Below are 16,059 nucleotides of genomic sequence, written 5' to 3' on the forward strand. Positions count from 1 at the left end.
ACAGTATACAAGAGAATTAAGGCTATTAAACTCTTCATTTATCGTATAATTGGTCGTTCATTATTTGATTTCAAGTCATCAATTACTTTTTTGTGACTCGGAAATAGATTATCAGGTAAATGATCCAATGAAAAAAATGCCGCATCTAATGACTCTTCATTTTGCTTCACTAAATCCCCACTGAATGTATGACAGGTAAACCAATGTTGGACGAGCGCGACTTGATCTCCGTTCACTAATGTTTTTTCATTTCCTTTCCCAGAATAAACACTAAATAATGTTAAATCACCTAACTGTAAACCAGTTTCTTCGGAGACTTCTCGTCTTGCTGTCTCTTCAACCGATTCACCCAATTCCATGTAACCACCTGGAAATCCCCATGTTTGATTATCAGACCGCAAATGCAACAGAATTCTGCCAAGTCTATCAAACACAATTGCTCCACAGACCACCATAATTAAGGGCTTATGACCAACCATATGACGTACATAGCTAATATAATCCATTTTGATGCTCCCTTGTTATGTTATCCATTTATTATACTAGAAAATGACGCCCATACGAGCGTCATTTCTTTTATACTTTATTCATTTCATCTGGATCTGGCCCAACTCGCTCATCTTTGTTAAGCATATTAATTGCATCCATGTCCTCATCAGATAAGTAAAAATCGAATATATTTGCATTCGCAACGATACGTTCTTCTTTCACTGATTTCGGAATCGTAATGACACCACTTTGCAAATCCCATCTTAAGATAACCTGGGCAGCGGTTTTCCCATATTTATCAGCAATTTTTGTAAGTACAGGATCATCTAATATTTCGCCTCGCTTTAAAGGAGCCCAAGCTTCCATTTGAATATGATGTTTTTCACAATAATTACGCAAAGGTTTCTGTGATAAATGCGGATGAAATTCCACTTGATTAACCATTGGAACAATCTCTGCAGCTTTTATTAACTCATCTAAATGATGTTCCTTAAAATTACTAACTCCAATAGCCTTAATCTTTCCCTCTTTATATAATTTCTCCATCGCCTTCCAGGTTTCTTTGAATTTCGCCTGTGCTGGAACTGGCCAATGAATTAAATATAAGTCTAGATAATCTAAACCAAGACGGTTTAATGTTGCTTCAAATGCTTGTAAAGTCGATTCATAGCCTTGATCACTATTCCACAGTTTTGAAGTAATAAAAAGTTCATCACGAGGAACACCGGATTCTTTAATTGCTTTCCCAACTCCTGATTCATTTTCGTAAAAAGCAGCTGTATCAATACTCTTGTACCCATGATTTAATGCTTTCTTAACTGAATCAACCACTTCATCTCCATCTTCTACTTTATACACACCTAGTCCAAACCATGGCATTTTCACACCATTGTGAAGTGTAACTGTGTCTTGTAAATGTGTTGGCATTTGAATTTCCTCCCTTATATTCGCTACCTTTATTTTCGCATATAATTAGTAATTGGAAAACAAACTTGCTTAAGATATAGCAGCAATAACGATCATTAAGCTAACGATCATTTTTTCCTACGGAGTGTATTTTGTAATGCTTAAAGTATTGCTTCGGTACTTGTTGAATGAATGGAGTCACTTCGCCAAGCGATATAACAAATAAATCATGCATAGCTCTTGTGCATGCCGTATAAAGTAAATTTCTTTCTAGATCATTTTCGTATCTAGTTGTTGAAGCATTATAAATAATTACCGCATCAAATTCAATTCCCTTGGCTAAATAGGCAGGAATAACAAGCACCCCTTTTTGATACGTGTGAGCATTTGGATCAAGTAAATTTACGTCCACTTGATCTTTTAGATAAGCGTATATCCTCTCACTTTCATGCAATGTCTTACATATAATCGCAATGGTTTGATGACCCTTCTCTTTGTAAGATGCTATCATTTGTAGCATTTTGTCCTCTAACACACGCACGTCATCTACTTCGATTACTTCTGGAAGTTCACCATCACGATTAAAAGCTTCTATTTCATCCCCTTCAGGCATCCATGATTTAGTAAACTCTACAATCGGTTTTGTTGATCGATAGCTTCTCGTTAATTCTACTCTTTCGAAACTTTTTTCCTCTCGATTTGCTAAAACATTTTCTGCTAATGCATGGACATAAATAGCCTGATTCATATCGCCTAATAAGGTCATGCGACTATTTGGAAAGATTCTCCTGACATAGGCGAACTGAAATGACGTATAGTCTTGTGCTTCATCTACAATGACATGTTTTATTGCTTGATTTGTGCGAAAACCAATTAAGCAACTTTTGAAATACAAGTAAGGCGTAGCATCTTCCCATGTCAAAAAATTCACGTGAAGATTTTTTTTCGTATCTTCACAAATTTCTTTCCATTGGTCTGGCGTATTCGAGTCATCTACAACATCTTGCACATCAAATAATTGCACATAAGTTTGCAACATATCAATAAAATGAAACTTCTTAATTTTTTCGCGTAAGGCTTTTAATTTCTTTTTAATCACTTTTTTACGTAATAACGCTTCTTCAGTCACATGATGCGTAAATGTGTCTTCTGAAGAATCAGATTGCGCTTCTAGTTTTTGATGTACTTCTAAATAATCATCTTTTTCAAGTAATTCTGTTTCGTCTAATACCCAATCCTTGTCTTTTTCATCTTTTTCTAAATCATCAATCCTCTCCAATAACCAATCTTTGAGCTTATCAAAACGAAGTGGAAGAGATAGATTTGGTGATAAGGAATAAAAGAACTGATACATCTGCTTCTTAGATACAACAATCTTCCCACGAAAACGAATATTGCGGAACTGTAGACCATCGTTTAATAAGCCGATTAAAAATTGATCAATTCTTTGTTTAAAATGTGTGCTTGCTTTATAGCGCATTGCTTCTATTCTAACGGGTGGGTTTTTTTTATTTGCGCGCAAATAATATTCCATTTGTTCAAATGGGGTTTCTACTTTAAATTGATAACCTAATTGCGCATCTATATACTGATAAAAAGTAGTTTGCTTTATATTATCCTCTCCTAACTCAGGTAATACAGTAGAAACATAACTGTTAAATAAAGGGTTAGGAGAAAATAAAATCATATTTTTCGAAGATAACTCCTCACGGTATTGGTACAACAAATAGGCTACCCGTTGCAATGCAGCCGATGTCTTTCCACTACCGGCAACACCTTGTACGACAAGCACTTTACTTCGTTCATTACGGATGATTTGATTTTGTTCCTGCTGGATCGTTGCAACAATATTTTTCATTTGTGTAGAGGCGTTCCCTCCTAAAACAGATTGAAGTAAATGATCTCCTATTGTTAACCCCGTATCAAACATCCCTTTCAATTGCCCTTGTCGAATCAGGTATTGCCGCTTTAACGTTATTTCTCCATGCACCGTTTCATCTATTGCTTGATAAGAAGCTTCTCCTGGTGGGTAATCATAGTACATGCTTGAAATTGGCGCACGCCAATCATAAACAAGGAAGTCATCGTCTTGTTCATCCATTAATGAAGCCATACCAATATAAATGGGTTCAGTAGTTGTTTCTCCTTCTTCTAAAAAGTCAATTCGACCAAAATATGGTGATTGATATAAACGTTCTAATGTTCCTAATTCTTTTGATAGCTGACCGTGACTACGCTCACGTTCAGATAAAAACTCTGCTTGCTGTTTTAAACTTGCCTGTGTTTCAATCACATCATCCATTTCATCCAAATTAACAGTGACGTCATCCCAAAAGTTTTTACGTATATCAATTACTCGGTCCTTTAAAATTTTAATATGTTTACCTAGATTTTCTATTTTCTGACTTATAAGTGTCTTTACTCTATCGACACGATCTTTTTCTATTTTCCAATCTTTATTTTGTTCATCCATGGTATCAACCTCCACTAAAAACCATACAACATTATAAATGTATTTTAACATTTCAAATTCATGCAATTATAATATAGTAATTATTATCTTGCCACAACCAAAAGGATCTTAGCAATTTTTTCACACACAACGCTATATGCAACAAATAAAAAACCAAACAGTTGAAATAAACATGTTATTTCAACTGTTTGGAGCCTCCCCCATTGCATATATTTAATTTATTTTTGCGCATTCAAAAACATAAAAACCTCGCTCACTACTGACGGACGTTTTCTGCGGGTATGAGTTGAACCTCCCAGGAAGAATCTCACTTCCTGCGAAGTCTTAATACACATGCTTTACCTCACGGAACCACCGCTATCCATTTAGATGGTAGCTCATTTTTATTAACAAGGAAATTACTTTGATTCCAAGTCTTCCTGTTACATTTTTTTCTTTTTGACCGACCTGCACTTTAACCGTGAATTTGTAAGAAGTATCCGCTTCTTCATTTTGTTCAACATATATGTCCTTTACTTTCATTTGGACGTCATTACGGTATGCGTTTGTATGAAATTCGGACACTAACCCTATTTGCACTACGTCTCATAATACTTCTCAGTAAAACATGCTTGGAAATGATCTTGATAGTAGGAGTTATTGGTAGTTGATGCTTCCCTTCTTCTGCATTCTTATACGTTTTAATTAGTTCTTCGCTTGGTCCTATAAGGTATTTGTTAAAACAGCCTTAATAATTTTAATGTTATTGTCTTCATTTGAATCTTCAAATAAAAAGCAACCTGTCACGAACACAAAACTTCAAAGTAAAATAATGATCGTAATCTTTAACGTATGCTTTTTCATATAATGAAGGTCTTCTTTCTGCTATTAAAATAAATAGACCCTTTCAAAAAAACTCTCTCTACAAGCTTATATTCATTCTAACACCAAAGGGGAAAATGTAATTTTATTCGTAATACATTTTATATTTTCGCGTTAGCTATTATGATAAAGTCAGCATATCCCTTATTCTGCGTATCACTTTAAAATCCTTCTTGAGTAAGCTATGATATATATTTAGAGTAGCGAAATATATGCACGTTGAAAGAAGTGGTAAGCTTGAACGAAAATCATTTAATAAATAAGAATCTCTTTATTATGTGGTTTGCAAACTTTTTCATTGCAGGTAGCATAACGATGGTATTGCCATTTCTGTCACTTTATATAGAAACATTAGGGGATTTTTCAAGTACTTATGTGCAGAATTGGTCGGGATTAACGTTCGGAGTAACTTTTGTAGCTGCGTTCATTTTTTCACCCATTTGGGGTAAATTTGGTGATCGTTATGGGAGGAAACCTATCTTAGTGTTCTCTGCATTTGGTTTAGGACTGTGTGTTTTTCTTATGGGGTTTGTCACTTCTGTTTGGCAGCTTTTTTTCTTGCGATTGTTCATGGGGGTATTTACAGGTTTTATTTCCATGTCTCAAGCATTAATTTCTACACAAACGCCTAAACATATTGCCGGTAGAGTGCTAGGGACGCTGCAAACTGGAAGTGTTACTGGTACATTAATGGGGCCTTTACTCGGAGGTATTATTGCTGACACGATCGGCTATGCAACTAGCTTTAAATGGCTTTCAATTCTCTTGTTCATTTCTGGTTTTCTCGTACTCATCGGGATAAAAGAAACAAGGATACAAGCAGAATCAGGACAACCTACAAGCTATTCAAGCAAAGAAGTACTGATGCACATTATCAAACACCCAATGCTGTTGATCGTGATGCTCGTATCTATGTTTATTCAAATTGCACATTTTAGTATTCAACCGATTCTTTCATTGTATGTTAATGCATTGCACGGACCAGAGAATATTGCGTTTTTCTCTGGCATTGCTTTTTCAGCCGCTGGACTTGGCAACTTAATGATGGCGAGAAACTGGGGTAAAGTTGCTGATCGTGTCGGTTATATCAAGATTTTAATTATTCTTTTATTCTTTGCTGCAATCTTTTATCTTCCTGGGGGATTTGTGTCAAATATTTGGCAGCTTGTTATTTTACGGTTTTTACTTGGTATTACCATCGGTGGGATTATACCTGTTCGTATTGCCTATATTCGTCAAGAAGCGCCAATAGCTATGCAAGGAGAGGTCTTGGGGTATAATACAAGCATTCGCTTTTTCGGAAATATTATTGGGCCAATACTTGGCGGCACGCTAGCTGGTGGGTTTGGCTATACTTCTGTTTTTATTGTAACAAGCGCATTACTATTAGCTTGTGGGATTATATTACTTATAGCTTATAAACGATATCCACAGCCTAAGACGGAGTATTTCAATTAAAATAAAAAGTTGCAAACCAAACGGTCTGCAACTTTTTATTCTCTACTATTACTGAATGCTTCTTCTTCTGATTCAATTAATATATCTGTCGCTTTTCCAATTGTGCCACCTTGCATACGCCAGATAGATTTAAATCCTCACCATCATTTTTTTGAATTTTCCTTCTGACAATTCCATTACTTTTCGCTCTTCTTCTTTGGTGTTACTTTCTTCTTCAGTAGCAATAGCCTAATCATGATAAAAATCCTGATAAACTCGAAAAACAAAATAACCAATTGCACCGACCAATACAACAACTAAAATGATAATGATTCAATGATAGACCTTCCTCCATTCACCTCTCAGTTTAACACTTGAGCTAGATTACTCCGAAGTAAAAATATTTTTTAATCCATCAATAATACTAGAAAAAAAGCTCTTCACACCTTCCCAAAAACCAGGGTCACTTGTTACATCAGAAATTCTATCTTTTATGCTTTTGGCTATATCCTCTAATTGACTAGACACTTTACTAAAATCAATGTTAAGATCTTTCATTTTATTAAACAATTCAGTTAAAGCAGCAATATCTTCTTGACTTAGTTGGATATTAAGGTTTTCTATTTGTTCTTTTATAATTTGTTCTACCTCTTCTTTTGTAACAGGATCTTGTTCAGAGATTTGTTGTTTAATCGTTGTTAATAATTCACTTACCTTCTCTTGATCCATCCCTTCTTTGTCAGCAAGCTCCGTAGCTATCTCCAATTCTTCATTAGCTACTTCCATACGCCCTTGATCTAAAGACTCTCCATCAACATTAAATGCTTTATAAATACCGGTAAGAGCAGAATGACCACTCACTTTAACAGGGGAAGCAACATCAACTTCAGCATTTTCTACACCTGCAGTTAACAATGCGTTAGCATACATATCTTTCGTTACTTCAGTTATATTGTCATCATTAACAATGTTTATTACTAAGCCAAATCCTTTGTCTTTTCTGATGATTTTAGCAGAGGAATACATATTTGAACTTGGGTCTCCATCAATATAATTCGCTAAATCTTCTCCGGTTACGATATATTCCTGCACAGCACTATCGTCTGTTACATCTAACAGTTCTCTTACTTTTTGTTTTTGACTATCAGAAAGCGTATCACCAAAGACAACACGCGGTACTCCGTTCTTCTCATCAATACTATCATCACTAGTAGCTAATACATTAGTGGAAGCACTGAATAAAAAAATTACTAAGACAGCAATCATACATTTAAATGGTTTTATCATACATGTAATCTCCTTTTTTTCATCGATCTATTCTCTCTGTCTATCACCATGAGAACATCTATTTTAACTATATTACAAACGGTTAGTAAATAGTATTACAAACTTAACGTTTTGCAATAACATCCATTTCCACACTAACTCCTTTTGGTAATTTGCTCACTTCTACGGTTGCTCTTGCGGGATATGGTTCTGTTAAAAATTTCGCATAAGCTTCATTTATTTTTGAGAAGTCATCCATATTCGTAATATAAATGGTAAATTTAGCGACATGCTCAAACGTTAATCCCGCTTCTTCTAAAATAGCTTGTAAATTGTTCATTACTTGATTTGTTTGTGCGACTATATCGCCTTCTAATACTTCCATTGTTTCAGGTTCTAACGGAATTTGGCCTGAAACAAATACTAAGTCTCCTAAATCAATCGCCTGAGAATATGGACCAATAGCTTGTGGTGCTCTATTTGTTTGAATTGCTTTACGTGTCATCTAATCTTCCTTTCTAAATTTATAGTTACGTTTTAACCGCTAACTAATATTTTCTATTTATGATATTTTAACATATTTCATTTTTTTAGTAGACTAATAGCAAATGATATTCTTTGAAAGGGTGAATTTTTAATGGAAAAAACTTTTTCTTTACGAACAAATAGTCATGATCAAATGGTTGATATTACGCCCAAAATACAGCATTGGCTCTTAGAACAAAAAATAAATAATGGGATTGTTATTGTTTCCTCCATGCACACTACAGCTGGCATTACTGTAAACGAAAATGCTGACCCAGATGTAAAAACAGACTTTTTAAGACGACTAGATGAAGTTTATCCATGGGAACATACGAAAGATTTGCATATGGAAGGAAATACAGCTGCACACCTCAAAACAAGCACAGTTGGTCATGCTCAAATGATTATTTTATCAAAGGGAAGGTTGATGCTTGGTACATGGCAAGGCATTTATTTCTGTGAATTTGATGGTCCTAGAAATCGATCCTATCATGTAAAAGTAATCGAAGGATAATAGTGAAAAAAATAGTAGGATAGATGAAAAATAATATTGCTCTTTCATCTACTCCTACTACTTTTCATAAATGTTTTACATCACTTGCTTTATCTTTTCAATCGTATCTAAGAGGTCTTCATGGATGATCCAATCAAATACCGTATCCATCGGTGTAGGTTCTCTATTGATTAGAGCTAGCGGTATGCCGATCCCTGCAGCAGTGTAAGGCAATAAACTAAAAGGAGCCACTAGTAAAGAAGTCCCTAATACAACAACCAAGTCACTTTGTTTGATTGCATGCTCTGCCTGCTCATGAAGGGTGATTGGATCACCAAAAAGAACAACATCTGACTTCAACACATCTCCACAACCCTCTTGTTTACACACCGGAACGTCTGACTGTAATAGGTCGTTCAATCCATACGATGTGCCACACACAGGACAAGTAGCAGTATTTAAATTACCGTGATATTCTAACACATGTTGATTACCAGCCTGTTCATGTAATCCGTCTACATTTTGTGTAACAATCGTTACTTCCTTCCCTTGCTCCTCTAATTCTTTTAAAAACAAATGAGCTTTGTTCGGTTGATAATTTTTTAGTAGCTTCACTCGGAATATATCTTTAAATTTCAACCAAAAATCTGTTGGGTTTTTCATAAAATAGTGTCGTGATATATAATACTCACGCGATTGGTCTTCCGTCCATAACCCATTGGTAGATCTAAAATCCGGAATGCCACTTGCAGTCGACACACCAGCACCAGTAAGAAATGTTATTCTTTTCGACTTTTTTATTGCATTAGCAAGCGTTTCTAACTGTGACATGTAATCACCTCTTGGACATAGTAAATGTTGATTTATTACTGTAGACGAACAATGATTCGTCCCAATGATTTTCCTTCAAGTAGTGTTGGTAATACTTCTGATAATTGATCTAATGTAATTTCTTTATGCAAAATGGTGTCTAGTATAGTTGTCGATGGTTTTAGGTCTGTTGCCATACGATTCCAAATCGCTTTTCTTTTACTCATCGGTGTATAGACAGAGTCTATGCCTAACAAGCTAACACCTCGCAGAATAAACGGATAAACAGAGGTTGGTACTTTCACACCACCTGTTAGCCCACTGACAGCAACTGCTCCATCATAGTTTAATTTACTCAAAATAGAGGCTAATGTTTGACCACCAACAGGATCAACTGCGGCACTCCAATCCTGCTTATCTAGAGCGCGAACCTTTTCTTCATACACATCGTCTCTTCCGATCACTTCACTTGCACCAATTGATTTAAGAAAATCTACTGCATTTTCCTTTCCAGAACTAGCGGTAACATGATACCCTCTGTGAGCTAGCATAGCAATCGCAAAACTACCTACACCACCTGTTGCTCCGGTAACTAGAACTTTTCCTTGATCTGGGGTTAATCCATTTCGTTCTAGACGATCAACTGATAGTGCTGCAGTGAAGCCCGCAGTGCCATATAACATTGCTTCTTTCATTGTTAATCCTTCTGGTAAGGCAAGCACCCATGCAGAAGAAACTCTTGCATATTCACTAAAGCCGCCATCATGAGATACACCAATTCCATAGCTTGTTGCAATGACTGGATCTCCTGACTCAAATTGATCATCGGCTGACTCTACCACTTCACCGACAAGATCTATACCAGGAATGAATGGATAGCTTTTCACAATTGCACTATTGTCCATATTGGCCATCGCATCTTTATAATTGATGCTTGAATAGTGAACTTTAATTAAGACTTCTCCTTCAGGTAAATCATTTACCGTAATCTGCTTCACTGTCCCTATTACCTTCTCATCTTCTTTTGTTAACTGATAGGCATGGAATGTATCTACCATGTTATTCCTCCTTAAATGACTGCTTGTCTTTGTTTATTTATTCACACGCATAGACATAAATGATACTATTAAATGTTAATTTTTTTATTATGCATGGATAGTATTCTCTTGACGTTAGTTTATCAAACCTATTCTATATAAAATTAGAAAATTGTTAGTTGACCTCACTCATACTCTATCATATCATTCGTATATGACACACACGATCCATTTCACCATTTTGTCATAGAAAATAAAGATTCTCCGTCAAATGTGGTGGCGTAGTTTTCACTCCACCATCTCTTTTATTACATTTATATTATCAATAGTGCTTGAACCTGAACAGCAGGGGAAATAAGCTCGCTTTCCGCAGCAATACATCGAACGAAGAAAATCACACTTCATTTTCAAGGAGTCTCGCCTATTTCCTCTGCTAAGGAGCTTTTATAATCAGACGCTTCTTATTTCTTGTTGCGTTAGCACTCGTTATAAACAATTCATTATCTCATGAATAATCAGAGGTCACCAATGGCATTCATTTTTCACTTGCCAAATATAGAAATCTAAATTAGAAAAATCCTTGGAATAAAATTAACCTATAAAAACAAGACTAATTTAGATTTACTTGCCGTTTTTATTATAATGCTCCTTATAATGTTGCAATTGCACTTTAAAAGTAAGGTACAAAAAAATTTAAGGTGACATAATAAACTCGCTTTATTCATAAATAAACACTCGCTTTTATTTTAAAATGCAACAAGGTATTTCCTTATATAGTAAGTTATTATGCTTCTTTGGTAGCATTTCTTTTAAACCTTAATAAATATATTATGACAAAGTGGATAACCACTCCTATTACAAATGACAATGCACCACCTAGGATGGTCGCCTCTGTTGAGAATGTAGTTTCTTCAACTTTAATAATATAAAGGTGTGACCCAAAAACTGCTGGATCTAAAACAATATTGGATTTACCTAATAACAATAGAATGATTGGTGTGATAAATACAGTCAATACATAAAAGAATGTGAAACTTAATCCGCTTGATACAGCTTTAAACGCTTTTACCATTGCTATCCCTCATTTCTTTTAGAATTTTTATTATATTTTCTCCATCTGGTAAACGTGGATGTAGCATAACAAGATTGCCGAATGCAACCAATATAAACATATTTGTAATTTGATTATTAATAAAGGAAAAAATAATGCTAGATATAACTATTGGAAATAAACATCCAGATATTGCTACAATTAAATTTTTAATATCTTTTTCAAATTTCTCATGAATCACATAAAAAAATTTTATATTAAATCTCACACTAAAATAGTAGAAAGGCTTTCTTTCTGAAATGTTAAATATCATTACAAAAAGAATATGTCCTATTTCATGTAAAATAAAAACAGCTAAAGTTATCAAGAGAAATGTAATCAAAAAAGAGTTGAATATCATTTGACTATAGGTCTCCTTAGATATACATTTGCAACTACGAAAAACATCATAACAGAAAGTGAAATGTAAGTAATTTGCACCATTAATTGAACTTCAAAAAGTTGTTTTATAAACATATCGATGACATTTACAATAATCAACAATAGAAATAGTACATATATTTTGTTTATCTCATTTATTTTAATAACAAAACCTACTAGTGTTGACAGCATAGTTATAAAGGCAATAATGAAAAAGATATCCAAGTATCCATGTACCTTCATTCCTGTTACAAAATAACTAATGGTTATAAATAAAAAATACGTCATACCGTTTAGTAGATACATAATGAACAATCTAGATAAGAAATATTGGTACTTCCCTACATTTAAGGTATAGATGGAATATTTGTATTTTCTGAAATGAATACCGATTGTTAATGGTAACATGATCAAAATCTCTTTCAATCCATAATTTAATATCAAAGAATAGATTATGGAGAAATTAGATGGTTCTAAATAATGATGAAGACTTAAAATAAACGTTAAAATAATGAAAAAAAATCCTTGTTCCTTATAAATTTCATTTCTGAAAAAGTGTACAAATTCTAACTTAGATTGAAGTAGTAATTTATTTTTTTTAATGAAGTTCTTAGATACATATGTATGTGAGAGAAATCCTGCATCTTGTTGCTTGAATGTAATATTCAGAAAATACAATGTGAGTTGATCAAAGCAGTATATCAAGATGATGCTTATAATAAACAGGAAAGTAAAAGTTAGACCTGTACTATCTCCTAGGAATGCTCGTAATGGGTTTATGACTAAAATAATATTTACAATAAGACCAACTTGAATAAAAGTATTTAACCAAAACCGATCTTTAATACCTAATAATTTTGCTGTTACTACTTTAACAACCATCCATAAAGTAAAAGAAAGAAAGTAATTTATAGCAAATATCATTAGTAACAACAAGACATGAAGAGGATTCATTGAATATCCTATAATGATACTACTTATCAAAATAGGAAGAGAAATAAGAACTAATAGGAAAAGACAGAACAAGAATGGTATAAAAATTCTACTGAATGTCATCTGATAGGCCCTTACTTTCGTATTCAAATACAGAAAAACTATGTCAGCATCATCGAATATGTTTCTAAGAATTATTACAAAGAAAGTACTTAAGATTAAACTCAACTTAATTAGGTTGAGAGAAATAAGCTCTAAGTCTATTTCCATCGGTGTTAACGTTTGTAAAGTTAGTACGCCATAAACGATATATATTAACAAAAGTCCTAAAGAAATTAGTATAAAATGAGATGGATTGCTAATAAGTAAATCTCGTGCTTTTCTTATCAACTTTGAGATTTCTTTTCTTTTAATCATTTGATATATTAAGCTCATCTAATAACCCCTCAATATAACTATAATAATCTTCATTTACTTTCGTATATAATTCTTCTAATGAGATGGATCCAAATTTACTAATTACTTCCTCAACTGTACTATTGAGTTTCATTTTTCCGTCTCTAAGAATAACGATACTATCAAATAAATTTTTACCAAAGTTTAAATCATGTGTAGAAATAAGAATACCTTTTCCCTGTAGTTTTAACTTTGCTAATACTCGTTTTAATGTTATAATCATATCTGGATCTAGACCGTTTGTTGGTTCATCAAAAACCAAAAAGTTTGTTCCTCTAAATAATTGCGAGATGATTTGCGTTTTCTTTTTATTTCCGTGGGACAGATTTTTGATAGGAACATGTAGATAGGTGTTAAAATTAAATATTTGAATTAACTTATCTAAATAACTACTTTGGTTTATCATTCCATTAGATGACATCATTAATTGAAAATACTCTGTTGGAGTTAGATAATCTAATAGTGTTATATTATCTGGTAAATAAGCTATTTGATTTTTAAAATAATCTGTATTTTCTTTAGAATCAAAGGAAAGTTTACGATTATTTAGTATAAGCTCTCCATCATATTCAGTTAGTCCAAACAATGATTTAATAATTGTTGTCTTCCCTGCCCCATTATGACCTAGTAACAAAGTAATTTCACCAGGTTTTATTTTCATTGATATGTCTTTTAATTCGAACGTATTGTATTTTTTCTTTTTAATAGATAAAGAAATCATATTTACACTCCTAAAATGATAGTTTGCAAGGCATAGAATTAACAATATTCTATTCCTTTTATAGCTATTTACAAAATACGTTAAGAGAAAAATAATTTCTCTATCATACTCCGTGTCATTATCATATTTTTGACATACCCACATGCGAAATGCTATCCGTACAACACTAACAATAATTTGGATAGTGATTATAGTGAAGCCTTAGTGGTTACTTGATGAGTGGTAAAAACTAATTTGCTTGACGTTGTACTTGGTAGTAAACAAGCTGTTGAAGGTGAGCGTTTTCCAACAAGCGAATGTCTAGATTATTAGAAAAAGGTTTTAAATTTAATTGTGATTCAATTTCCTCTAAACTAAACAAATCTTGTATTTTCTTTCCATTGACATAAATAGAATGGTTTCATTTATATATTCCGCTGTTCTCCATGTACATGCTTCCTCTTCTTGATTCTCTGCCTCTTTCATAACCTCACGAGAAATTTCATAATACATATTCGAGTAATACCTTTTTAAACTTTGGTCAAAGTTTGATAACCGTAAGGATGCATCATTTAAATAAACCATGATTCCCATAAGAAATTTCACTGAGTCTATATTAATCCAGTTCTCTTCTAATTCTAGTAATACTTCATCCATCCATTTCTTACACCATAGACAAGAGTAATCAAAAACTAATAGCACTTCATTGGTTGCTTCTTGATTTTCTAAAAACCAAGTGACTTCTATTCTCCAATAGGTGTCGTATCATATGACTGATTTATGTCTTAAGCATTTTACATCTGTTTGTTCTATTATAGTTTGATCACTAAGGTAAAATTGACCAGTTATAATTAATGCAATAACAGAACCATATTTACTCAAAGTTCACATTCCTTTCTGTTAATATTTGAACTAAGCTGAACTTGGAATAATTTATATAATATGTAATAAAAATAGCATACCACATGTTTTAGAGAATGTAATATAATGCAATAAAAATGAATATATAGTGCTATTTCTTGAAGTTATTTTATATCTCAAATACAGAAGTAGAAAACATGATGGCAATGTGCATATAAATAACGTCGCTTTCTTAAAGAAATTTTCACTAGTTTATTTGAAATAATCAGCCCTTGAATAAGCTGAATACGATAATTATGAACGCGCTTCATTCTCTTTTTACAAATTGAACATGTCTGTTTCTTCATCGCTGTAATAAGCTCTCTACATAGAAGGCACTTGATTCATTTCGCATATCCCAAATAGCGATATACTTATCTTTCATCCCTAACATTTCTATGATAAATTTTTTTTTGCATGATTTTCTTTTCCTTTGGTGTCTACAACTCTAGGGTAACAAAAGAGAGGGGATAGCGTGTGTTTTTCCGCTTCTTTTGAAGCCTTGATAGAACAGAAGAACGACCACATTTAGTATAGAGTCAAAATAAAATAACCGAACGATAATCACTATGCATTATCGTTCGGTTATTTCATTTTAACTATTAACAGGCGTGATCGTATTGGTTTTATCAAGATTCATTTTTTCTAGTTTGTTTTGTTCTTTTTTCGCTAACCGGACAAGCAAATATGTTATTGGCGTGTCCACAATGGCAACGATAAACTTAAAAACATATTGCGTTGCAATCATGCCTATTAATACATTGGTTGGAACAATTCCGACAAATGCAACAACAATAAAGATGATTGTGTCTAGTAGCTGACTAGATACGGTTGACAAATTGTTACGCAACCAAAGTTTTTTGTCACCGTGACGTTGCTTCAATTTATGAAAGATCGCAACATCAATATGCTGACTGACTAAATAAGCAAGTAAACTAGCAAACATGACACGAAAACTTCCGCCTAAAATCATTTCAAATTCGGTTTGCATACTAAATGCGGAAGCTGCTGGTAAGTGAATTGATACAAATATGAATAGCAGAGCAACGATTTGGGTGATAAATCCGGCGCGAACCGTCTTCATTGCTGCTTCTTTTCCATAAACTTCACCAACCACATCTGTTATTAAATAAGTGACAACGTATACGATTGCAGCTCCAGGCAAAACAAGATCTCCAATAGTAATTAATTTTACAGCAATAATATTTGATAAAATCAATAGTCCTACAAATAAGCCATTTAAATAGATAAACATCATTAATTCTCCTTTTTTATGAATGGAAAAGGAGATTCTTTGCGCTA

The 16,059-nt window shown here is 33.4% G+C and carries 17 protein-coding genes; 2 read left to right on the forward strand and 15 right to left on the reverse strand.

Translation table 11 applies throughout. From position 1 onward, the window contains the following. Positions 1-38: 38 nt before the first annotated feature. The 4 genes from ACH6CY_RS02160 to ACH6CY_RS02175 form a co-directional block, all read right to left on the reverse strand. Positions 39-506: an NUDIX hydrolase gene (locus tag ACH6CY_RS02160; protein WP_374065589.1), complete on the reverse strand. Its 468-nt coding sequence runs from the start codon at positions 504-506 to the stop codon at positions 39-41. A gap of 70 nt (positions 507-576) precedes the next feature. Continuing rightward, complete coding sequence (locus ACH6CY_RS02165) at positions 577-1,416, reverse strand: aldo/keto reductase (protein WP_374065590.1); 840 nt, start codon at positions 1,414-1,416, stop codon at positions 577-579. A 100-nt stretch (positions 1,417-1,516) separates the two neighbouring features. Then, positions 1,517-3,868, reverse strand: a complete 2,352-nt coding sequence (helD, locus tag ACH6CY_RS02170) for an RNA polymerase recycling motor HelD (protein ID WP_374065591.1) — start codon at positions 3,866-3,868, stop codon at positions 1,517-1,519. A 357-nt stretch (positions 3,869-4,225) separates the two neighbouring features. Then, positions 4,226-4,447: a hypothetical protein gene (locus tag ACH6CY_RS02175; protein ID WP_374065592.1), complete on the reverse strand. Its 222-nt coding sequence runs from the start codon at positions 4,445-4,447 to the stop codon at positions 4,226-4,228. A 558-nt stretch (positions 4,448-5,005) separates the two neighbouring features. Between ACH6CY_RS02175 and ACH6CY_RS02180 the strand changes: the two genes are divergently transcribed. Next, positions 5,006-6,187, forward strand: a complete 1,182-nt coding sequence (locus ACH6CY_RS02180; protein ID WP_374065593.1) for an MFS transporter — start codon at positions 5,006-5,008, stop codon at positions 6,185-6,187. A gap of 363 nt (positions 6,188-6,550) precedes the next feature. Here the strand turns inward: ACH6CY_RS02180 and ACH6CY_RS02185 are convergent, their stop codons facing one another. Continuing rightward, the gene (locus tag ACH6CY_RS02185) at positions 6,551-7,453 is read right to left on the reverse strand and encodes a DUF1002 domain-containing protein (protein ID WP_374065594.1); all 903 of its coding nucleotides are present in this window, start codon (positions 7,451-7,453) and stop codon (positions 6,551-6,553) included. A gap of 103 nt (positions 7,454-7,556) precedes the next feature. Then, entirely contained in the window at positions 7,557-7,937 is a 381-nt protein-coding gene (locus ACH6CY_RS02190; RefSeq protein ID WP_374065595.1) for a RidA family protein, read from the reverse strand. 132 nt (positions 7,938-8,069) lie between these two features. On the opposite strand from ACH6CY_RS02190, the gene ACH6CY_RS02195 reads away from it, so the two are divergent. After that, positions 8,070-8,471 carry a secondary thiamine-phosphate synthase enzyme YjbQ gene (locus ACH6CY_RS02195; protein WP_374065596.1) on the forward strand — a complete coding sequence of 134 codons (402 nt, stop codon included), beginning with the start codon at positions 8,070-8,072 and terminating at the stop codon, positions 8,469-8,471. 75 nt (positions 8,472-8,546) lie between these two features. Here ACH6CY_RS02195 and ACH6CY_RS02200 read toward each other — a convergent pair whose 3' ends face one another. From ACH6CY_RS02200 to ACH6CY_RS02240, 9 genes are all read right to left on the reverse strand, one after another. After that, positions 8,547-9,281 carry an NAD-dependent protein deacylase gene (locus tag ACH6CY_RS02200; protein ID WP_374065597.1) on the reverse strand — a complete coding sequence of 245 codons (735 nt, stop codon included), beginning with the start codon at positions 9,279-9,281 and terminating at the stop codon, positions 8,547-8,549. A 35-nt stretch (positions 9,282-9,316) separates the two neighbouring features. After that, complete coding sequence (locus ACH6CY_RS02205) at positions 9,317-10,318, reverse strand: acrylyl-CoA reductase family protein (RefSeq protein WP_374065598.1); 1,002 nt, start codon at positions 10,316-10,318, stop codon at positions 9,317-9,319. Positions 10,319-11,081: 763 nt separating this feature from the next. Continuing rightward, the gene (locus tag ACH6CY_RS02210) at positions 11,082-11,369 is read right to left on the reverse strand and encodes a hypothetical protein (protein ID WP_374065599.1); all 288 of its coding nucleotides are present in this window, start codon (positions 11,367-11,369) and stop codon (positions 11,082-11,084) included. Continuing rightward, positions 11,353-11,616: a hypothetical protein gene (locus tag ACH6CY_RS02215; RefSeq protein ID WP_374065600.1), complete on the reverse strand. Its 264-nt coding sequence runs from the start codon at positions 11,614-11,616 to the stop codon at positions 11,353-11,355. Before ACH6CY_RS02215 ends, ACH6CY_RS02210 begins: the two co-directional genes overlap by 17 nt. A gap of 128 nt (positions 11,617-11,744) precedes the next feature. Beyond that, positions 11,745-12,650 (reverse strand): hypothetical protein, encoded by a 906-nt coding sequence (locus tag ACH6CY_RS02220; RefSeq protein WP_374065601.1) that lies wholly within the window; start codon positions 12,648-12,650, stop codon positions 11,745-11,747. Positions 12,651-13,110: 460 nt separating this feature from the next. Next, positions 13,111-13,878: an ATP-binding cassette domain-containing protein gene (locus tag ACH6CY_RS02225; RefSeq protein WP_374065602.1), complete on the reverse strand. Its 768-nt coding sequence runs from the start codon at positions 13,876-13,878 to the stop codon at positions 13,111-13,113. Between the two features lie 348 nt (positions 13,879-14,226). Further along, positions 14,227-14,604: a thioredoxin domain-containing protein gene (locus ACH6CY_RS02230; RefSeq protein WP_374065739.1), complete on the reverse strand. Its 378-nt coding sequence runs from the start codon at positions 14,602-14,604 to the stop codon at positions 14,227-14,229. Between the two features lie 290 nt (positions 14,605-14,894). Next, on the reverse strand, positions 14,895-15,065 hold the full coding sequence (locus tag ACH6CY_RS02235; RefSeq protein ID WP_374065603.1) for a transposase family protein: 171 nt from the start codon (positions 15,063-15,065) through the stop codon (positions 14,895-14,897). A gap of 287 nt (positions 15,066-15,352) precedes the next feature. Then, on the reverse strand, positions 15,353-16,012 hold the full coding sequence (locus ACH6CY_RS02240; protein ID WP_374065604.1) for a queuosine precursor transporter: 660 nt from the start codon (positions 16,010-16,012) through the stop codon (positions 15,353-15,355). Positions 16,013-16,059: the final 47 nt, after the last annotated feature.

It is taken from the genome of Paraliobacillus sp. JSM ZJ581, from assembly GCF_044383835.1.
Lineage (GTDB): Bacteria > Bacillota > Bacilli > Bacillales > Amphibacillaceae > Paraliobacillus.